17 protein-coding genes are annotated in these 21,706 nt (G+C 43.8%); 9 read left to right on the top strand and 8 right to left on the bottom strand.

The window, feature by feature from the left end:
• Positions 1-52: 52 nt before the first annotated feature.
• Entirely contained in the window at positions 53-1,603 is a 1,551-nt protein-coding gene (locus FFM84_RS05155) for a bifunctional metallophosphatase/5'-nucleotidase (RefSeq protein ID WP_130844681.1), read from the bottom strand.
• A 297-nt stretch (positions 1,604-1,900) separates the two neighbouring features.
• Between FFM84_RS05155 and FFM84_RS05150 the strand changes: the two genes are divergently transcribed.
• Positions 1,901-4,078 (top strand): glycoside hydrolase family protein, encoded by a 2,178-nt coding sequence (locus tag FFM84_RS05150; protein ID WP_130844682.1) that lies wholly within the window; start codon positions 1,901-1,903, stop codon positions 4,076-4,078.
• Between the two features lie 123 nt (positions 4,079-4,201).
• A complete protein-coding gene (locus tag FFM84_RS05145; protein WP_130844683.1) occupies positions 4,202-5,068 on the top strand; it encodes a hypothetical protein in 867 nt (288 codons plus the stop codon).
• Between the two features lie 51 nt (positions 5,069-5,119).
• On the opposite strand, the gene FFM84_RS05140 is transcribed toward FFM84_RS05145, so the two are convergent.
• Positions 5,120-5,593 (bottom strand): nucleoside 2-deoxyribosyltransferase, encoded by a 474-nt coding sequence (locus tag FFM84_RS05140; protein WP_130844684.1) that lies wholly within the window; start codon positions 5,591-5,593, stop codon positions 5,120-5,122.
• A gap of 202 nt (positions 5,594-5,795) precedes the next feature.
• On the opposite strand from FFM84_RS05140, the gene FFM84_RS05135 reads away from it, so the two are divergent.
• Positions 5,796-6,248, top strand: a complete 453-nt coding sequence (locus FFM84_RS05135; protein WP_130844685.1) for a DUF1836 domain-containing protein — start codon at positions 5,796-5,798, stop codon at positions 6,246-6,248.
• A gap of 25 nt (positions 6,249-6,273) precedes the next feature.
• Complete coding sequence (locus FFM84_RS05130; protein WP_130844686.1) at positions 6,274-7,212, top strand: alpha/beta hydrolase; 939 nt, start codon at positions 6,274-6,276, stop codon at positions 7,210-7,212.
• A gap of 25 nt (positions 7,213-7,237) precedes the next feature.
• Here the strand turns inward: FFM84_RS05130 and FFM84_RS05125 are convergent, their stop codons facing one another.
• Together FFM84_RS05125 and FFM84_RS05120 are read right to left on the bottom strand one after the other, a co-directional pair.
• Positions 7,238-7,924 carry an ATP-binding cassette domain-containing protein gene (locus FFM84_RS05125; RefSeq protein WP_165444477.1) on the bottom strand — a complete coding sequence of 229 codons (687 nt, stop codon included), beginning with the start codon at positions 7,922-7,924 and terminating at the stop codon, positions 7,238-7,240.
• Between the two features lie 153 nt (positions 7,925-8,077).
• Entirely contained in the window at positions 8,078-9,295 is a 1,218-nt protein-coding gene (locus FFM84_RS05120) for an MFS transporter (RefSeq protein WP_130844688.1), read from the bottom strand.
• A 493-nt stretch (positions 9,296-9,788) separates the two neighbouring features.
• On the opposite strand from FFM84_RS05120, the gene FFM84_RS05115 reads away from it, so the two are divergent.
• Together FFM84_RS05115 and FFM84_RS05110 are read left to right on the top strand one after the other, a co-directional pair.
• Positions 9,789-11,162, top strand: a complete 1,374-nt coding sequence (locus tag FFM84_RS05115; protein WP_130844754.1) for a cytosine permease — start codon at positions 9,789-9,791, stop codon at positions 11,160-11,162.
• A gap of 47 nt (positions 11,163-11,209) precedes the next feature.
• On the top strand, positions 11,210-11,596 hold the full coding sequence (locus FFM84_RS05110) for a DUF1398 family protein (RefSeq protein ID WP_130844689.1): 387 nt from the start codon (positions 11,210-11,212) through the stop codon (positions 11,594-11,596).
• A 441-nt stretch (positions 11,597-12,037) separates the two neighbouring features.
• Here FFM84_RS05110 and FFM84_RS05105 read toward each other — a convergent pair whose 3' ends face one another.
• The 4 genes from FFM84_RS05105 to FFM84_RS05090 all read right to left on the bottom strand — a co-directional run bounded on the left by FFM84_RS05105 (position 12,038) and on the right by FFM84_RS05090 (position 14,619).
• The gene (locus FFM84_RS05105; RefSeq protein ID WP_130844690.1) at positions 12,038-12,331 is read right to left on the bottom strand and encodes a hypothetical protein; all 294 of its coding nucleotides are present in this window, start codon (positions 12,329-12,331) and stop codon (positions 12,038-12,040) included.
• A gap of 12 nt (positions 12,332-12,343) precedes the next feature.
• A complete protein-coding gene (locus FFM84_RS05100; RefSeq protein ID WP_130844691.1) occupies positions 12,344-12,538 on the bottom strand; it encodes a hypothetical protein in 195 nt (64 codons plus the stop codon).
• Between the two features lie 122 nt (positions 12,539-12,660).
• Positions 12,661-14,091 carry a DHA2 family efflux MFS transporter permease subunit gene (locus FFM84_RS05095; RefSeq protein ID WP_130844692.1) on the bottom strand — a complete coding sequence of 477 codons (1,431 nt, stop codon included), beginning with the start codon at positions 14,089-14,091 and terminating at the stop codon, positions 12,661-12,663.
• Positions 14,092-14,202: 111 nt separating this feature from the next.
• Positions 14,203-14,619 (bottom strand): Zn-Finger Containing protein, encoded by a 417-nt coding sequence (locus FFM84_RS05090; RefSeq protein WP_165444478.1) that lies wholly within the window; start codon positions 14,617-14,619, stop codon positions 14,203-14,205.
• A 145-nt stretch (positions 14,620-14,764) separates the two neighbouring features.
• Here FFM84_RS05090 and FFM84_RS05085 point away from each other — a divergent pair, with 145 nt between their 5' ends.
• The 3 genes from FFM84_RS05085 to FFM84_RS05075 all read left to right on the top strand — a co-directional run bounded on the left by FFM84_RS05085 (position 14,765) and on the right by FFM84_RS05075 (position 21,673).
• Positions 14,765-15,046: a hypothetical protein gene (locus FFM84_RS05085; RefSeq protein ID WP_130844693.1), complete on the top strand. Its 282-nt coding sequence runs from the start codon at positions 14,765-14,767 to the stop codon at positions 15,044-15,046.
• A 456-nt stretch (positions 15,047-15,502) separates the two neighbouring features.
• Complete coding sequence (locus FFM84_RS05080; protein ID WP_130844694.1) at positions 15,503-16,324, top strand: hypothetical protein; 822 nt, start codon at positions 15,503-15,505, stop codon at positions 16,322-16,324.
• 558 nt (positions 16,325-16,882) lie between these two features.
• A complete protein-coding gene (locus tag FFM84_RS05075) occupies positions 16,883-21,673 on the top strand; it encodes a BspA family leucine-rich repeat surface protein (RefSeq protein WP_165450287.1) in 4,791 nt (1,596 codons plus the stop codon).
• The last annotated feature ends 33 nt before the right edge of the window (positions 21,674-21,706 follow it).

Raw genomic sequence — 21,706 nt, 5'->3', positions numbered from 1 at the left:
CAAGTTAGTCTATTTTTGATTGGCGATTATGGGTAAAAGTAACTTTCAACCGTTAGTAAATCACCTTAAAGTTAGTCGGTTGAGTGGCCGTGACGACTGGATGTTTAGCAAAGTAGTCGGCGATTAGTACGGTCATGTCAGTTGGTAACTGGCGATCAATTTTGGTGGTGTTATACATGGGATAATTGCCACCGCCACCAGCGCGGTAATGATTCAAGGTGACCGTTAATGGTTGATCAGGTTGGATCGCTTGACCATGATAATCTAATTGAACCACACGCTGCCCCAGTGGTCGTGTTAAATCGAAAGTATAGTCAACGCCACTGTAAACGTCATAAATATAATGTCGTAGTTTTGGATGCAAGAACTCCGGATTAACAATCACGTGCCCATCTTTTAAAAGAAAGTAACCGGCACAACGCTCTAAAGCGTGGCGTAAATCTTTACCCGTAATAGTCTCAACTGCGAGTTTATTAGGATAAACGTAACTATTCATGACTTCACGCAGTGTCACGTTTGGTTTTAACCCAGGGACATCATCATTAAAAAGTGCGGTTGCCGCAATGTCGGTGCCAGTTGCCGCCATTTCTACCTGATTGATAAAGTTGAGGTAGGGATGGTTATGTAACCGGGCCTGCAAGTGGTCGTGGACTAACATATCGCCGTTAATGGTGCCTAGTGGCGTATCGAGCCAATCTTCCATTTGGTGGTTAACCGGTTTGATTAACGCCATCGTTGCTGCATCAGGAATGGCATCAGCGGTACTGATGGTGTCAGCTTGGCTGGCGATGATTTGGCGTTGGTCGTTTAAGTTCAATGTAATCAAACCAACGTTACTGCCCTTCATACCGGGTTGTGTTACAGGGACACCATTGACTTTAACGGCTAAACGCCGATGTTGATGACCAGTGATTAAAGCATCGATCCCAGGCACTTCGTTCAATAAGGCAGACCCGCGGTTTTCACCGTTTAAACGTTCAGTCGGTTGGTTAGTTTGTGGATCACGTTCCAACCCGCCGTGGTAAGCAACTACGACGACATCAGCTAATTCACGTAATTTAGGCACATAATGTTTGGCGGTTTCAACGACATCATGGAATTTCAAGCCATCTAAGTGCGCCGGTAATTCCCAACGGCCAACGAATTGGGTGGTTAATCCAAGGATCGCGACTTTGACGCCAGCCCGTTCTAGGATGGTGTAGGGCTTGGCAAATAAGGTGCGGTGATGAGTATCTTCAATATTGGCAGCCAGCATGGGATAGTGACGGGCTGATTCACATAAGTCCAAGAAATCAAGACCATAGTTGAATTCATGATTGCCAAACACGCCGACTTGAACTTGGTTACGGTTAGCTAAGCGTGAGTATAAAGGCGCGGCCTCTTGATGTTGACGGGCAATAAAATACGTTAATGGTGAGCCTTGCACAAAATCACCGTTATCCACAACGATCGGCCAAACGGCATCGTTATCTGTTTGTGTGAGTTGTTGAATGATGGTGGCGGCACGACTGAGCCCAAATGGAGCGACGTGATCACGTTGGCTATAATCAGTGGGCGCTAAGTAGCCGTGAACGTCACTGGTTGAAATTAGTTTGATTTGCATGAAGCCCACTCCTTCAGAATTAGATTAATAGTTTAATTATAACAATATTCGGCTAAATGTCGTTAATCTAGCGAACAAACTATTTAATATTTTGTACAGTGAGAGGGTGAATTGGCTATGATATAGGTGCTGTAGATTAGTTTCCCATTAAAATAATCATACGGTGATTATAGTCGCAAGTATAAAAATTTGTATATGTCGATTGTTTTACAAAATTGGATCAAGGGTTTATCCGTTTCCAATTCATGATAAACTGGGATTAACCATGAAAAAGGGTTGTGGGGAGGAAATTTAATCATGAAACATAGTATAAACCGGCATCGCCATTGGGTGGCCGGGCTTGGAATGGTTACGATGGGTGTGTTGTTGACAGCGGGGAGTATGACGTTGATTCAACCAAGCGTGCCTGCCGCGGCAGCTACTAGTACGGTAACGGTCAATGCAAAGACGGCCGGTTTAGTAGGTAACAACGATGCGATTGATAATGTTAAGAACTTACAAGCCATTATTGATGCGCATACAAACGCGCCACTCGTGATCAATGTGCCTAAGGGTGACTATCACTTTGGGAGTGACACTGGGACTGAAATTGTGACCTTACATTCAAATATTACCTTTAATTTTGAAGATGGGGCTAATTTTATCGTTGATAATGCGCGTCGGGTCAACTTCGTTTATCCAAGCCCTAAAGCAGGTTACGATGGTGGGATTTCTAACATCACTTGGAAAAATGCCACGTTTAAGGGTAGTCAAACGTCAGCGGGACAATCAATCTTCACGCAAAGTGTGCACCATGCTTCAGCTGTGACGTTTGATGGCTGTACCTTTGATAATGCTGAATCACCAACTGGGCATTATATTGATTTAGATGGTAGTCATAACATTACGATTACCAACTCAACGTTTACTGGTTTTAATGGGACGGATAAGCAGTATAAAGAAGCGATTCAAATTGATTACTCAAATGCTAAGGCGATGTCTTACAAAAATGCGGGCGATCAATATGATAACTTACCAACCTATGATGTCCATGTGACGAACAACAAATTCTTGCCAGTCCAAAAGACCAGTGGCTATGTCCAAAGTTTTGCGCCTAACCCAATTGGTCAACATGCGCTTTATAACCATGGTGCTGCCGGTATTATTCATGATGTTTACTTTGAAAATAACTATGTTCAAGATGTTCGACCACTGTTAACGGCAGATGACGCTAATATTCATTTCCGCGATGTGTCGAATTTATACATTCAAAACAACCAATTTGTTAACAAGTATGCGTTAGGTTCAGGGAATTACATTCGGCTATACAATACCGAAAAGACGATTACCATGGACAATTTAAACATTAAAAACAATACCTTCTCAAATTTGAGTCCCGATAACCGTTACGTTTATTTGGATGCCGCCACTGGCACCAAGATGACCAACATTACGATTACTGGGAACACGATTCAAACGTCTAAAAGTAGTGTGCCATTTGTTACGGCTAACTTCGATACGACTGATGCAAAAATTAGTAATAACAACTCGAAAGCTTTGCCAACCACGCAAGTTGAAGAAGTGCCAACTGGCACACAAATTACCGATTCTGGTAAGTTGACGATCTCGATGCCAACGAAGAAGCGTAAGGCCACTAATAAAGTGGAAAGCTATTTCCATGGAACGCAAGTGCAAACGGCTAAAGTTAGTGCTAAAGCGGTTAGCAAGAAGTATGCCTTATATAACCATGTGAAGGGCCATAAGAACTGGAACTATGTGGTTCCAGACTGGAAGAAACTTGGGTCAACGATCTATGTTGATAAGTATGCTAAGGCATCAAGTGGTCAATGGTATCGGATTGCGTTCAGTAGTGATAGCAAAGCAACCCACTACTGGATTCGCATCGGTGGGGTTTCAGCTTCTGCCAAGAAGAAGAACAACTTACAATCATTGAGCAGTTGGAGTACGAAGAAAAACAAGCAAACCAATAAGACACAAACGTATCGTGCCGGTTTGAACACCCAACATGCCGAATTAGCGACTAATTTACAAGCCAAAAAATTTGCCTTGTATAACCATATCAAGGGTGCAGCTAACTGGAAGACCACTAAGGTTGATTGGACGAAGTTAGGTTACACGCGGGCTTACATTGACATGAAGGCCGAAGCTGATTCTGGGACTTGGTACCGGATTCGCTTCACGACTGCTAAGGATGCTACCAAATTCTGGATTCGTAAGAGTGGCTTAGTCTTTGACAAGATCACATATGAAGACTACAGCAAGACGTTGAACTTAATCAAACGTTACCCAGTCTATGACAAAGTCTTTGATGCCGAAGACTTGGCCAAGGATAAAGGGACGACTGGTGATGTTAGCCAGATGAACGTGAAGATTGTCCAACGGGCGCGTCGGACTGATTCTAAGGGTGCGGTTACCACTTATTATCAAATGGAAAATGGTAATTGGACTCGGGCTTCAGCCTTTGATATCAACTAAACTTGATTTAATAAAGATCGCTAGCGAAATGCTGGCGGTCTTTTTTTGATGGCCTTAAACTGCGCTAGGTCGCTTAAGGTTTGGGTGGTACACTGACCTTGTAAATAAAAGGGGGACGTCATGATGCGTAACTTGTTAATTGGCTGTGGACTGCTGCTAGCGGGTCTTAGCTTTGGGTCTGTTCGAAGTCAGGCCGCAACAACTAGCCAATATTCGGCCAAACGGTCGCGAAATGTACGGTTGGTTTGGCGTAAGTCGATGGGGCGACATGCTTATCATAATCAGCAACGCGGGGCCCGGTATTCGCAACACTTGGGGACAAAGTATGGGGTCAATACGACGACTGGTCAAGTGACCTGGTATACCGATGCGCACGAAAAGCTGTTTAATAAGACAACGAAAAAAAGTGCGATTTATTATCATGTAAAAAACGCGGATCATTCGATGAATGGTTGGATTTGGCGTGGCTATTTGACACCAACGATTGGGTCGAGTAGTCAAGACACTTTAGCTTTGCGGTTAATCGATGAGTTAGGTGGTCTTGAAGGCGCTCATGCGGATGCTACCACGATAGCTCAAGCGAAGACTGTATTGACACAAATGATGAGTACTAAATACCATTTTGTAAATAATACTGGGAATGACTATGACAATTTTGTTGAAACGGCAGCGATTGCGGCCAGTCAAAAAGACGCCAATGCGCAACAATATCAAAAATTGTTAAAGGCTAATCAATTGGTCGAAGGTTTTGGGATGGCTAAGGCTAAGTGTGTAGCGGCAATTGGGACTAAGACGCAATTAACGCAGGATCTTTATAATCGGTTTCAGGTGGATGAAAACTGGGGCATTCCGGAAGGCACTTTCTATCGTAAAGCCAAAGTTGGTATTGCAACCCAACCAGTGGCGAATGCCAAGTATGGGCGTTACGCGATGTTTGTGATTGTGCGTTTACCAGCAGCCTATGCGCAACAAGTTTTTGTGGATGAATAAAGAAAACGGCGTGGCCCATTAAGCGGGTCACGCCGTTTTTAGCTAGTCATCTTAGAATACGGGACGGTTAGCTGGTTTTGATTTTAAGTCATCACAATTGTAAGTTGCTAATTCTTGGAGGCCAGTCTTGCTGGCATCGAAGTAAGCTGTTAAACCTTGGGCAATCATCAAGTTTAGTTGCTTATCGGCATCGAATTGGACAACTAGGACGGGGGTCTTTTCGGCGACTGCTGCGCCAATTTCAAACATGGTCCCAGAATCAGGTTCGTTAGTATCGCTAGTCATGTCGAAGTCGAGTAAAGCAACGACTAAATCAGCGCGATGCACTTGGCGCATGTCAGAAGCGTAAACGTATTGTTGCCAAGCACGACTGCCAAAAGGTTCGTCCTCAAATTGATGTTCTTGGGGTAAGAAAATCCCATCAGCATTGATCGTTGGGTTGGCCATTAAAGCTGCCTTAACTTGTTCAATACGTTCTTTTTGAGCGTCATCGAAAAAGGGTGCCGCTAAATACACGTTATTCATAGGAAAGTCCTTTCTATAGGTGCCATAATTAGTAACCTCTCTATTTTAGCGGAAAACGTCAGCTGGATTCAAGTAAATTTCGCTCAATAATGGTGATTAATTACATAGATAATAATTCTATATAATCTAATTTATACCATAGCTATTCTTGAAATTAACTCTAAATTACGGTAAATTAAATAAGCAATCAGGAGGAAAGTAGATGACCCAAACTTTAGCAACATTTAAGTTACCGGCGTGGGCTGAATTACCTGGAGTACCGGTATATATGGAACAGCTCTGTCAATTGGTTAATCAAGCGTTGGCACCACTGGGCGTTCCCGAAGTGACCAAAACAATGGTCAATAGTTATGTGAAACAACATTTCTTTAGTCGTCCAACCGGTCGGCAATATACGCGCAACCAGGTTGTTGCAGTATTAGTTGTGACTTTATTAAAACAGGACTTTAACTTGACGACGATTAGTCAGGCAATCTTAAAGATTCGTGATTCACGGCAAATTGAGGCCCGTTATCAAGAATTCGTCGTAGCTTTTGAACAAGCGCTGCGGGCACAGCCGGTGACGATAACGACTGCGGACACGACGAGTCAGGCCATTCAATTTGCGGCGCAAACCGTCGCCTATCATTTATTAACACAACAAGCTTTGGCATAAGCGGCATTAAGAGAGGGATTGAAACATGCGTAAACGAAAAAAATGGGGACTGGTGGCTTTAGCTATCGTCATCATCCTCGGTATCGGTATTGCTGGGGGCAGCTTTTATTTGTATCATTTTGCTTTTGAACCGACGCCTAAAGTGTTAAATCACAGTTCACATAAAAGCAAAAGCACCTTAGCCACTAACCAAAAGTGGCTTAAAACAGTCAAAAAGCAAACTTGGCATGAAACATCGGCGACTGATCACCTGAAACTCGTGGCCGATTTTGTACCGGCGGCTAAAAAAACGAATCGGACGATTGTGGTCGCGCACGGCTATATGGGTAATAAAGAACAGATGGCGAGCTATATTCGACTATGGCATCGTCAAGGCTATAACGTCTTAGCACCAGATGATCGTGGTAATGGGAAAAGCCAAGGTCATTATTATGGGTTTGGCTGGCCAGATCGGTTAGACTATGTGAAGTGGACGAAGCAAGTGATTCAACGAGAAGGCACTAAGAGCCGAATCGGCTTATTTGGTGTCTCAATGGGTGGCGCGACCGTGATGATGATGAGTGGTGAAAAATTACCATCACAAGTCAAAGCGATTATTGAAGATTGTGGCTATACGAGTGTCGGTGATGAGCTCAGCTATGAATTGAAAGAACTTTATCATTTGCCGAAATTTCCATTAATCTATACGGCGAGCTGGGTCGCACAAGCTAAAGCCCATTTTAATTTCTTAACGGCGAGCTCAGTGACACAGTTGCATCACAATAAGTTACCGATCTTCTTCATTCATGGTAGTAAAGATACCTTTGTCCCAACCAAGATGGTCTACCAAAACTATCGAGCAACAACGGTCAAAGATAAGCAGTTGTGGGTGGTTCCGGGCGCCGGACATGCGGAATCTTATCCGCAACATCCAAAATTGTATACGAAAAAAGTCACGACATTTATGGCGCGATATCTAAAATAACGTTTTTTGAAGCTCGTTTTAACGACTAATTAGCCGTTAGAACGAGCTTTTTGGCAGTGCCAGCTTGTTGTATCCGGCCATGTTTGAGTTGAACGACATAGTCTGCCAGTTGGGTGGCCGCTACCTGATCGTCAGTGACGATGATCGTGGTCAGGGCTAGCTGTCGTGCTAGTGTTGCCAGTTGTTGTCGCAAACTGTTTGCGAGTAGCGTGTGGCCTAATTGCCAGCTGTCATTAAAGATTAAGACGGCTGGTTGTTGGGATAGACTGCGGGCTAGTGCCAACGCTTGTTTTTGATGGGCACTAAGGGATCCCGGATAGCGATTTTGATCATCAAGTAAGTCGACTTGCGCCAAGGCCCGAGTGATTCGTTGAGTCAATAACGGTTCTGATAATTGATGGCGTAATGGAAAGGCGATATTTTCGCGCAAGGTTAAGTGCGGCCAAAAGGCGAAATCACCACATTGAGCAATCTGGCGTTGTGCTGGTGAGTGGTTTAGATGTGGGGTCGCATGGCTGAATACCAAGCGATCATCAAACCAAATTTGGCCGGCATCAGGGCGTTGTGAACCGGTAATTAAGCCGAGCAGCGTGGCAGCGCCTTTTCCGGTAATTGTGGTGATTTGATGCCTCGGCAACGTTAAATCTAAGTCAGATAGAATGGGTTGATTTAAATATGTTTTTTGGACGTGTTTTAACGTGATGGTTGGCATCGTAAGCCTCCTAATGATCATTTAATAAGCTTAGTTTAACGTTGTCTACTCAGTGCTTAATCGCGAATGCGTAAAGAGTTGGTATTATTATTGTAAAGATTCAAAATGGTCGCTAAACAACACTATCGGGGTGTTGTTTAGCGACCATTTAGGTTATCCTTTTTTCTGAAATGGATGTCGTAACTCAGGAATGAAAAAGAGCACGACGATGAAGTTAAGCAGTAAAGATATTGCGGTGAAGATAAAGACCCCACTGTAACTGAACCAGTTGGAAACGACCCCACCGGCTAGGGAACCTAACATACTACCAAGGGCTTGAAACGACTGATTCCAACTAAAAATTGTGCCAGTTAAGTGGCGCGGGGTGTTTTTAGAGAGCAATGTTTGAACGGTTGGGAATAAGGCTCCGTCCGAAATTCCGATCATAAACCGAAAGACACCGAGTAACCAGATGCTGGAAACAAAGCCTTGTGGGAAATACATTAAAATGGCAAAAACAAAGCCAAAAACTAAGATCCGGCCAGTCCCACGAGTATCCCCTAAATGTCCTAAACGTGGTGCTGACAATAAAGTCGAAATTCCGGGTAATGCGGCGATGATCCCGGCAACGACCGTGATCGGTCCGACGTTATGCATCAATTGTTGAACATAGAGACTGATGATCGGAGTAATTGAGTTATTACCCATTTGAATAATCATTGTGGAAACGAGCAACACGATGATTAATGTTGGATTTTTGAACTGGCTGAGCAAACTGCCCGTTTGTTTAACGACCGCGTGTGGATCTGGCCGGTAATTTTCATGTACTAAGAACAGACTCAAGAAAAAGACGATGAGTAATAAGCAACCCGTGATAATAAAGGTTAAACGAATCGAAAAGACTTGTGCTAAGACCCCACCTAGGATTGGGCCGATCAGATTACCGGAGACATAACCGGTAGTTAAAATACCAATCGCTGTTCCACTACTTTCCTTCGGCGTTTCGGTGGCGATTAACGCGCTGGCATTCGGAATGTAGCCGGCACAAAGGCCTTGCAGGAAACGCAGAAAGATTAACATCCAAATGTTATGAACGAAGCCCATTAAGCCAATGACGATCGCCATCCCAAGCGAAGAGCGCAGTAACATAATTTTACGACCGCGGCGATCGGCCAATTTACCCCAGAGTGGCGACACCACGGCGACCACGAAGAAAGTGACTGCGTATGTTAAACCACTGTACATTGTTAATTGACTGTGTGAAAAATGTCCGAGTTCGCTCACGTATAATGATAAAAAGGGCATGACTTCTGAAAAGCCCATCCCAGCAATAAAAGTTCCTAACCATAGGACGGCCAAATTACGCCGCCAACCCACTAGTGCACCATGCACGTGTGTCACTTCCTTTTTTTATAGTTAAACCTGTCATGACTAAAAGTTGAAAGTTACTTATTTAGCAATCATCGTTGATATGGTAAGTGCTTATCAATCGAAACTAGTGATGCTTGCCACCTGCCGTTCGCCCACATTGAGCCGGAACGCTGTGGTCGGCCCGGCCCGGCCAAAAAGCGGTCTGGACCGTCGTTTTGAACCACCAAACCTGCGTGTTTCAAAAGCGCCGAGCTCTAAGCGATAAATCGCTAAGTGCTCCCACAGCCGGCAGAATCACTGGCTGACGTAGGTGACCCATTTAGCATCACTCAAATCAGTACGGGTACACTTCCTATTGCAATAATTATCTTTCGACCTTTACCTGTCATAAACTTAACTTTTATCTTACGGCTAAAGTTTAATTGCGGCAATATCAGATAATTTGTAAAATCGTGCTTGACCTCACTTGTTAGAAAAACCTACAATGGATAACATTGTAGAAAGGGTGAACAGCTTGAAACAGGAACCTAAATATCAAATTGAAGTTATTGCCACCAAACATCGTCATATGTCGAACTGGGACATGTTTGCGACCTGGATTGGGGCCAATGCCAATAATGGGACGTGGTATGTCGGCGGTGTTTTAGCCGCTTGTGGTCTATTAACGGCACTAAAAGTGATTGTGGCATCTTCAACGCTGTCATATTTATGTTTATCGTTAGTTGGCTTCATGGGTTATCGGACGGGAGCGGCGACGATGAGTTTGATTCGTGGTTCCTTTGGGATTCGTGGGAGTTATGTGCCATCGTTTGTTAATTTAACCCAGTATATTGGCTGGACTGCGGTGAATACTTTTATTGCGGCGACATCGGTCAGTTATCTGCTACACGATATTATGGGCTGGCCAGTCTATGGAAAACCAGGTGGTGCCAAGGGCCTGATTTTGGGAATTATTGTCATGAGCGTTTTACACTTGTTGAGTGTTTCGGTGGGACAAAAGTCTGTTCAGATGATCGAACGATTGGGTATTATTTTAGTGATTCTGTTTGTCTTATGGGAAACCGTCGTTGTTTTCAAAACGGTTTCGTTTTCGCAATTATTAGCATGGCACGCGCCAGCTAAGTTACACATGACAGCGGGGGCTGGGATGGACACACTAGCAGCCTTTAACTTGTCGTGGGTGACCGCTGGGGCGGACTTTACCCGATTCACGCGTAAACGGTCGGGTGCTACCGGTATGCCATTCTTAGGCGCTTTTGCGGGGCTATTCTGGTTCGCCTTTATTGGGTTAGCGGCGACCATTAGTATTGCGATTACGTCGGGGACCTATGATCCAAATAACTCTGATCCTAGTACGATTGCTAGTCGGTTAGGATTAGGTGTGTTGGCGTTACTCGTCATTGTTTTAACGAGTATGACCGCCAATGCGGTGAACTTACTGGCAGCGGGGTCAGCATTGTCGAATATTTTCCCTAAGATCCGGTTACGACCCGCACTTTGGGCAGTGACAATTATTGCAACGTTAGTGACCTTGGTGCCATTGTTCGTTGGGAGCTTTTTGACGGCCTTCACGGCATTTTTAGATTACATTGGGATGGTTTTAGGGCCGATGATCAGTGTGTTGCTAGTGGACTATTATTGGCGTCATCACCAACATTACGATGTTAATGAATTAGCGAACTCACATGGACAATATTGGTATCATCATGGGGTCAATTGGATTGCGTTAATCTGTTGGGTCTTAGGCGTTGGGATCTTCTTGTTGTTGAAGAAAGTGACGATTGTCGCTAATGTTTTTGGCGCAACCTTTATCGATATGATCGTAATTGCGTTAATTTATATGTTATTGATGCGGATTTTCTACCCTTTAAAACCTAAAGCAGCTTAATTTGGATTACAATAGAACAGTAAACTAAATTAAGGGAGATAAAGACGATGTTTAAATTAGCAACGATTGATGAATTATTAGCAAACTTGGGCGACCATACAGATTTTGCAACAATTGCCAAAAAAGAAGCGGATTTAGGGATTCAACACTTAGAATATGATGTTGATGCTGGGATGACCACTTATTTTGGCGAAAATGGCTATTTAGTTGAACGATTGAGTAATGGCCTTGGCACGCCGGTTACTGGCGGTGAGGTTAATGTGGACGCTGTTGAAAAAGCAGGTGCGGCTTACATTGCAGGCACGTTAAGCTTGGCCGAAGCAGTGAAAGCACTCGCGGCGGCTGGCTGTGAGACTTGGACGGCTAACTTGAAACGCAATATTATTGATTTTGCCGGTCCAGAAGGTAAAATTATTGCTGCGATTGAATTTTAGCTATGAGCTATCAGGTGCGCCTTTAAACAAATGATTATGCAAAAAATGGTTGATTCGGAATTTAACATTCTGAATCAACCATTTTTTAATAACGTATTATGAAAGTCTTGCTTGCCGCCTACCGTTCGCCTACATTGAACCGGAACGGGCCTAACCAAAGAGCGGTCTAACCCGTGTTTCAAAAGCGCTGGGCTCAATATGAAGATGATAGTGATTATAATTAATTAGTATCCGTATGATAACCGGAGTCAGCCAGTGATGGCGCCGGCCGTGAAAACATCGTTAGTCCGGATGATTTTGCCGGACTTTACGACGTGGACGACTTTTAAGACTAGCGGTTTGAGCTAGTCTTAAAAGCGAGACGGAAGCCCGCACTTTGGCTGGAGTCGGTCCCACAGCCGGCAGAATCACTGGCTGACGTAGGTGACTAAGTTAGCCTAGCTAATAACCTGCTTTTTTGTATTGCCGACTGAGTTGCCGTTCCAATGATAGCAAAGTCAGTGGGTTTAACTGCCGTAACTGACTGGAATCGTAGCGCAATATCAGTTGCTCAGGACTTGTGGCGGTCACTTGTTGGATACCTTTTAGTCCTTGAACTGCCTGAGATATTGCTTGTTGCAATTCTGGATGGGCGAGCCAAACCGATGATGTCAGTAACACCATGCCGTGTTCTGGATGTTGTAATGTGAGCTGATACTTCGTTAAGTACTTATTGATCAATGCAGATGAAGGCATTGTCGTCCCCCCTTAGAGGCTGGTCCAAAGTGGCACCATGACCCAAATGAAAAATCCGGCCAAACCAACGAATAATAAGCCAACAATTAACCAGATCCACGCCATTAATTTTTGTGAACCATGGCGAAAGCTGACAACCGCTTGCCAGAAACAAATGAGAGCCAGTAGAACACTAGTCCCAATAATTAAATTAACTGTCGTTTCCATTAAATGAATTCTCCTTGTAATGACTCACTTCCATTGTGGCGGAAAACAGGCAAAAGTGCAATTAGAAAAAACAATCACGTCACGATTTATTTGATCGTAACGTGATTGTAAATGAGTCATGGTTAATGAGCCGTTGCGGCTGACTGTTTTTCTACCAATGGATCAACAGATTTAGCTGGTTTGCCATCGACCATAAAGGATAGGCAAGAACCTAAGACGGCTAATGCTAAAGTGAACCAGAAACCATAATGAACGCCATGGACAAAGGCAGTTGCCCCAGTCGCATTGCTGGCACTTTGACCGATACCTAACAGACTAGTCGCAATCGCGGTAGCTAAGGCGCCGAGAATTTGTTGTAGCGTATTCAAAATTGTACTGCCATCGGCGGCAACCGGTCCCCGGAGTGCATTTAACCCGTAAGTTTGGGCAGGTGACATGGCTAGCGGAGCACCAATCATAATGATGACGTGTGCGAGGACAACATACCAATAGCCACTGTGTGTGGTGGTAAAAATTAACATCAAGGCCCCGATGAAGCTGAGTCCAAAGCCGATTCGTGTTAAATATTTTGCACCATAATTATCGAATAAACGTCCAGAAGTCGCGGAAACAACCGCGTTGATCACACCACCAGGTAACATTAAGACCCCAGTTAAGGCGACTGGTACAACCAGGCCTTTTTGCCAATACATGGGTAATAAATACATGGAAGACATGATAATGCCGAAGTCAATCATGACTAAAACTGTCCCGATACTGAAGTTACGGAAGCTAAATGCCCGAAGATTCAAAATAGGCGTCTCGAGATGGAGTTGCCGATAACCATAGAAGTATAAAGCAACCAGGCCAATAATCAGCGCTCCTAAGACTAAGGGATTTCCCCAACCGCGGTCACCTGCTAAGCTAGCACCAACGACGAGTCCGCCAAAACCGAAGGATGATAGGACAATTGATAAGGCATCGACCTTAGGTTTGGTCACTTCGGCGACATTTTGCATAAAGATGATGGTAATAATTAACGCAATCGCCAAGAGTGGGACGAATAACCAGAAAATCCAATGCCAAGATAACAAGCCCAAGATTAAGCCAGCTAAAGTTGGCCCGACTGCGGGGGCAAACATAATAACTAAACCGACTAGTCCCATGGCGGCCCCGCGTTTTTGTGGTGGGTAAACGGCTAATAAGACAATAAAGATCAACGGTAAAATTAAACCGGTTGCAATTCCTTGAATCATCCGACCGATGAGTAAGACTAAGAAGCTCCCGGCAAGGGCTGAGATAATAGCGCCGACCATGAAATCAATCAGCGCAAAGATAATCAGTTGTCGAGTTGTAAAGTGTTTGGTGAGCATACTGGATAATGGCAGCACGATTCCGACCATCAATAAGTAACCGGTCACGAGCCATTGAATTGTCCCGGTGTTCACGTTGAGTTGTTGTTCCAATTGCGGGAGGGCAATGTTCAACGCGGTTTCACTGAACATGCCGACAAACCCGCCTAATAATAATCCAATCATAATCAAAGTTGGATTAGTGTGTGACTTTGTTTGCATTCACGTTCTCTCCTTTTTCCGTACAGTTAACACAATAGGTCACTGTAGCAGAAAAAACGCTTTTTCGTAAGCGATTTCTGAAAAAAAGTCAATTTTTCAGAAATTTAGAACTTAAGTGCGCGCCTCAAATTGATGCCCACATTTTGGACAAGTGATCCGAACTCGACCGTGATGGCGTGGAATGCGAATGCGTTGTTGACACTGGGCGCAGTGAAAGAAGCGAAAACGCCAATGCTGGGTGAGTTGATGCTTGATCCAAGTGAATGGTCGTATGATTGGTTGCCATAATCGTTGAAAACGACGGTTGATGGCGACTTGTTGATAGATCTTTTTGGAAAATAAACGCCAATAACTCACAATTAGTAATAAGAATGCGATTAAGACTAACCATGGCCAACGACCAAATAGACTAATGATAATTAAGAGCAACGCAGTATTGTTTAAAACCCGGTTCAATGTATCGTTTTGACCGTAGCGGCCGCGCATAAATTGTTGGACACGCGCGATCCATTTTGGTGATGGTTTCATCTGATAAACCTCCAAATATTTGGTAAGGGAATAGTTTACCCTAACATAGCGTTATTGGTGTTGCAATTAGGAACTTTGACTGGTCGTTAATCGCAAATTAAGTGTATACTAATTGCTATCCTAGAAAAAAGGTGGGGCGATGGTAATGACCATTAAACAAGCAACAACTCAAACGATGGTTTTGGATGCCATTAGTCGAGCAGCATTAACTTTAGATGTTACTGATGACAATCAAGCCGGGTTACAGCAATTATTAAATGAATTTCGACGGACTTTGTTACAGACGAGTGGGGAACAATCAACGTCGGTGTTGTACCAAGGTCGAATTATGAGCTACTTATTACAACATCCAGCGACTTATCCGGAGACGGTTAACACACTGACAGCGGTTTTGGCTCAGTTTGTTAAACAACTAACTCAGGATTAATTAAATATTTGAGGTAGTTAATTAGGCGTTAACGCAATGAGCGTAACGCTTTTTTGATTATCTATATCCCACACATGTCAGGATAGTACATTATGAATAAAAAGCGATAATTAGCATCTGATCACTGCAATTTCAAAATTGGTATAGTTTTAATTGAATAGCCGGTATTAAGTAAAAGCCTAGACTTTTAATTGCCTTATTTAAAACGGATTTTAAAATCGGTATATTAATAATTTGTTATTGATTTATACTAGATATATGTGTTATTCTATAAATGTAGAAAGGGTTTATTCATTAACGAATGTGATTAAATTAAATAATAAACCCAAAATTGAAAAGACTGATTTATCAGTCTTTAAGTTAAATTTTGATTTTTCAGTATAAATATATGTAATGAAACTGGCATAAGCTTATGGTCGAAAAGCGGTTTTTGACCGGCTCTGGGGGGTATCAGCAATGCGTCAAACGACAACTTTTAAAAAATTACATCAACAAAGTCGACTTTTCTTACTAGCAGGAGCTACGTTAGTTGCACTCAGCTTTGGGACGGTTTTGGCTAACGCTGATGACACAACCACGACCGGTGAAACAACCGCCGTTACGGCAACGACTGATTCAACGACGACCGATGATACGGCCAGCACTGAAGCTTCAAGTGCTGATACAACGACTGATACTAGTGATCAAACTTATGACGCCAATGCTAAGACTAACGTGACTGAAAAAGATGGCACGACGACCACTACGTATGAAGATGGCACGACGACCGAAGAAATTACCGATAAAATTAATTTAACACCACGGCCACAAACGACGGCTAAAACCACTGCCGCTACTAAGACAAGTACCACTAAAATGGCAACGAAATCAGTAACACCAGCAACGTCGGCTAAATCAACGACCGCAACAGCAGTAGCGGCGACAAAAGCCACGGTTACAACACCAGTGTCAGTTAAAGCCACGGCTAAAGTTGCTGCTACGGCCAGTGTGGCAGCCAAGACAACACCTAGTACAACTAAAGCGGTTGTGACTAGTACGGTTAAGCCAGCTGTCAAAGTGTCAGCAACGACAACTAAGGCCAAGACCACGAGTATTACACAAGTGCCAACAACTGTTAAACGGCCAACGACAACCAAGTTAACATCAGCGGTTGCGTTCAGTTTACCAAGTCGTGATACAGCGACCACGAATACCACGTCGATCGCGGGAGGCGTGTTGTTAGCTTTAACCACGTTAACTGGTGCGGCGGGGATCAGCCGTAAATTGCGTCAAGCTTAATTGAAAATAGTAAACACCAAGTTAGTCAAAAACTAACTTGGTGTTTTTTTGATGTTTTAGCTAAATTGGTTGGGTTGATAATTGATAATTAGGGCGTAGATAGTTAGTTGGATATCATTATTTTATTTAAATAAAGGCAGTTTGCCATAATTGTGAATTCACTTAAATAATTAGTGGCTTTTATATAATTGTTGTGTGAGAGTTAGATCGGTTCAATAAAAAATGATATCTAAAAAAGAATAATAAAAGCCGCAAATCATCGCCTTTTATCGATGCTTAATTAAAGTCTGAAAGACAATAAATAAATAACCAATATCTAGAAAATTAGAATGGTTTAATAAACTAATTTATGCTATATTATAATTACGAAAGGCGCTTATTAATCAATAGCTTTAATTATTATAATTAATTATAGTTTTTAAAAATTGGTTGGTAAAAGACGATGGAATCAGGGGCCTTAAAAAAGATCATAAATAATTGTAATCAACCGTCAATTGGGAGTGGCGGTTTGTTGTGATGATGGGTGTGGGTACTCAGTTAAGAAATGGGGAATTTCGAATGCGAGCAACAAAAAATGAAAAAATAATTTATAAAATGTATAAAAAGGGACGCTTTTGGGTCTTTGCCGGAATCGCCGTCACGACTTGGAATGTTAATTTGTTGAACGGGCAAGCCGATACGGTCGATGAAACAAATGCGACTAGTAGCGTCACCAGCAGTAGCGCAACCCAACTGAGTGGCTCGACCACTACCTTAAATCAATCAGATGTTACCACGGCAACATCCGATGGCAGTCAAACAGCAACAACGAAGGCCGATCAAACGACGACTGATGATCAGGCATCGTCAGTCACTAAAGCTGATGATACAACCAGTGAAATCAATGAGACTAGCGAGTCATCCGTAACGGCTAGTGACAGCAAGACGACGAATCAAACGACCACTAATGAGACTAGTAGCCAAAAGGAGACCACGCAAAGTCATCAAACGGCTACTGATCAGGATAAAACAAGCACAAGCCAATCAAACAAAACTGTGACAGTCGACGAGAGCAGTAGCTCAACAACTACGGCGAAAGATGCCGATACCACCACTTCAACAAGTACTAACCAAGTGACTGAATCAACATCAACGGTTACGCAACCAACTGCCGAGACGACCCAGGATACAACGGCACCAACCGCCGATGTCGTTGATGCTGAAACTAATGTCACAGCGGCAGAGACGACGGATACTTTGACGACAGCACCATTGACGACAACCAACACCACTGCAATTAATGCGTTAAGTGGTGCGATGCAAGCAGCAGTTGTTCAAGGAAGTCTATCGAAAAAAATGCTAGCTCGGGCTGCTACAGTGACAGCAACTGTTGTGGCTAGTGGGGACTTTAGTAAAGAGGTCACCGGTGGGAGCACTTGGACTTTAGATAGTAATGGTCTATTAACGATTTCAGCCGGAACTTGGGGTGCAATGCAAGGGGCTAATTCCTGGTACAGTAATCGGGCCAAAATTAAAAGTGTGGTGATTGAGGGCCCTGTAACAGCCGGCAGTAGTTTGGCCTATACGTTCTTCGGTGCTGCTAATTTAACCAGTATTTCTGGACTTAATTATATTGATACGAGCCATGTCACGGATATGGACAGAATGTTTTCCGGAGCTAAGATTAGTGATTTTTCTGGAATTGCTAATTGGGATACGAGCAAAGTGACCGACATGGGTGGTATGTTCTCCTCAAATTTGGCCACGACGATTCCGGTTGCTGGCTGGAATGTTAGTAATGTGACTGCTTTTGACACGATGTTTTCGAATAATGTTAATTTAACGTCATTAGATTTAAGCGGTTGGACGCTCAATGCCACCAAAAATATCACCATGGGTGGTATGTTCATGACTGATACGAGTCTGACAAGCTTAAACCTGAGCGGTTGGCAGACGGCTAATGTCATCTCAATTGCAAACTTGTTTGCGAGTGACAGCAGCTTAACAACGTTGAATTTAACCGGATGGCAACTTACGAAAGCCACATCTTGGATGAATGTTTTCCGAAACACAGCTAGTTTAAAGACTGTGGATCTCAGTGGTTGGAAATCCGATAATGTCACGAATTTTACCAATACGTTTAGTAACACTGGTATTTTAGGGAGCTTAAATCTAGCCCAATTCCAGACGGGTGAGGCCACGACCATGGCTGGGATGTTTGCGGGGACTGATTTAACAGGTATTGATCTTAGTTCGTTGACGACTAGTGCTGTGACCGACATGAGTAGTATGTTTGCGGGCGCAACTTTAGCTGGGATTGACTTAAGCACATTTGACACTAGCCAAGTGACGGACATGAGTAGTATGTTCCAAAACACCAATTTAGCGGGCGTCAATTTGTCTAAATTGGATACGAGCGCAGTCCAATTGATGGCTTCAATGTTTAGCGGCACGCAAGGACTTGAGTCGCTAGACCTCAGTCATTTTAAGACTAATAATGTGACGTCAATGAATAGCATGTTCAGTGATACAAGTATCAAACAACTTAATTTGAGCAGCTTTGATACTAGCCAAGTAACCGATATGTATGCGATGTTTAGCGGCGCAGCGGTGACTAGCTTAGATTTATCGAGCTTTGATATGACGAATGTCGCGTCAATGACGGACATGCTTAAGGCAACGAGTTTAAGCACCTTGACCTTAAGTCCAACGGTTAATTTACAAACGTCTGGTGTCAATATTTTTGGTGATCCTTATCAAGATACTGTGACGTTACCAGCAATCAAAGTGACCGATCAATACACGGGTTCATGGATCGATACCGATGGCAAGACTTACACGAGCGCTGAATTAATGGCAGCTTATGATCAGGGTCGGACAACCAACTTTACTGCACCAATCACCTATACTTGGGAAGTCATTACGTCAAAATCTGATTTAACGGCGAAAAATATCACCTTAATTGCGGGTCCTAAGACAACTTGGACGGCTAAAGATAGTGTTGCGTCATTGAAAGACGTTGATGGTAATGCGATTGACTTAAGCACCGTTTCGACAGATGTCATTACGGCAACTGGTGATACGGTCGAAACAACTAAAGCCGGAACTTACCAGGTGATCTTAGCCTACACAGATGATAAAGGGGTGACCCGAACAGCTGATGCCACTGTTACGATAGTGAATAGCCAGGCGGTATTGGTTGGTCAAACCGTCAGTGTGAACCAAGGCTCAAAAACTTGGCAAGCAAGTGATAGTGTTGATCAAACTAAGAGTTTAAATGCTGATGGTCAAGCTTTAGATGTGACTGAACTGGCGAGCGTGACGAGTTCAACGTTAGATACCAGTAAAGCGGGCGCTCAAACCGTGACGTTAACTTACGTTGATGCGGCTGGTAATACAGTGACGACCGATGTTGTTGTCAATGTGATTGCGAGTCAAGCCGGTTTAGTCACTAAGAATATCGAAATCGTTAAAGGTCAAAATGCCACTTGGAACGTCTTAGATAATGTGATTAGCGCGACTGATTTTAATGGCGACGCTGTGACGGATTTGAAGACACTCCAATTAACGACTAGCACTACCCCTGATTTAACCACAGTTGGCGATTATCCAATGACATTAACTTACACGGATGGCGAAGGCAATGCGCATACTTACACGATTAGTGTCAAAGTCATTGCCAGTCAAGTAAACTTAGCCGGCAAAGATGTCACCGTGATCATGGGACCGAACGCCAATTGGCAAGTTTCAGATAGTTTAGCCAGTGCCACTGGAAGCGATGGTCATGCATTAACGGCCGCTGAATTAGCTAAAGTCACGACCAATGCAACGCCGGATTTGACGAAAGTTGGCGATACTGAAGTGACACTGACTTATACTGATGCAGCCGGTAACACGGCCACGACTACGGCCACGATTCATGTGATTAAATCAGTCGCACATGTAAACGTTAAGGACGGCACTATCATCATGGGGCCAAATGCCACTTGGCAGGCACAGGATAATTTGGTTTCGGTGATTCAAGCTAATGGTGATACGGTTGCAGCTGATGATGTGATTTTGAAAAATGACGTGCAAGTCAATAGTGCGCGGGTAATGTCCATTATGTACAGTTACTTGCGGGCTGATGGCACGACCGTCACAGTTAGTGGTCAAGTTGATTTGAGTAAAATTGGCGACAATACGATTACGTATACGTACACTGATAGCCAAGGTAACACGACTAATTCAGTTGCTAATGTGGCAGTGGTGGCGAGTCAAGCGGCTTTAAATGCCAATGATCAAACGATTGTTCAAGGGCCAAATGCGTCTTGGAATGCGACTAAGGCCGTTACCGTCACTGATGAATTCGGTCAATCAACGGCAGCAACGACTGTCACGGTTGGTGGCGATACGGTTGATTTGACAAAGGCCGGTGTTTATCACGTCACGTATACTTACACGGATGGCGCGGGTAATGTCTTCACCAAAACAATTGCTGTTACGGTTGCCGCGACCCAAGCTGGGTTAACCACGACAAATAGTACGTTGATTGCCGGGCCTACGACGAAATGGACTGTGATGGATAATTTAACGGCTGGAAAAGATGCGACTGGTCAAGCGTTAGATCTGAGCCAAGTCAAAGTTAGTGGGACTGTCGATACCACCAAAGTGGGTAGTTACCCAATCACGTATACGTATACAGACAACCAAGGCAACGTCGTTAAGCAAACGATTACGGTGACGGTCACTAAGAGCCAAGCTGGTTTAACGGTTAAAGACAGTACGTTAACAGCAGGTGGTACTTGGACGGCCGCAGATAATTTTGTTCAAGCCACTGATGCTACAGGTCAAACCCTGACTTTAAGCGCGGTAACCGTCAGCGGTCAAGTCAATACGACAACGGCTGGTAGCTACCAAGTGACGTACACTTATGTTGATGCTGCGGGTAACACGTACACGAAGACCGCCGCGATTACCGTTCAACCGGCAACTGATACTGATGATAATGGCGGCACAACCACTAATTCTGATGGTGACGGTGACACGGTCAACCAAGGTGATGATGGCACGACTGTCAATCCTGACGGTGATGGCGACACGATTAATCCGGGAACTGATGAAAACACGTTAGTTAATCCCGATGGTGATGGTGACACGATCAATCCAGGTACAACCGCAAGTCATGGTGCTAATCAACAACCAACGGTGTTAGCGAAGACCACGGTTGTGTCAGCTGCGGTGGTCACTGCTAATAAAAAAAAGGTTGCACAGTTACCACAAACTGATGAAGATCAAACGCATAATGTTTCAGCGTTAGGATTGACTTTGCTGGCCTTAACAGGTGTGGTAAGTTGGTTTGGAATTGGTCGGAAACGGCGGCATAACTAGATTGAAATAATAACCAAAAGAGACACACGTCAT

It is taken from the genome of Lactiplantibacillus mudanjiangensis (genome assembly GCF_005405385.1).
GTDB classification, from domain to species: domain Bacteria; phylum Bacillota; class Bacilli; order Lactobacillales; family Lactobacillaceae; genus Lactiplantibacillus; species Lactiplantibacillus mudanjiangensis.
The sequence above is the reverse complement of the archived record's forward strand: the minus strand, read 5'-3'. Positions and strand labels throughout refer to the sequence as shown.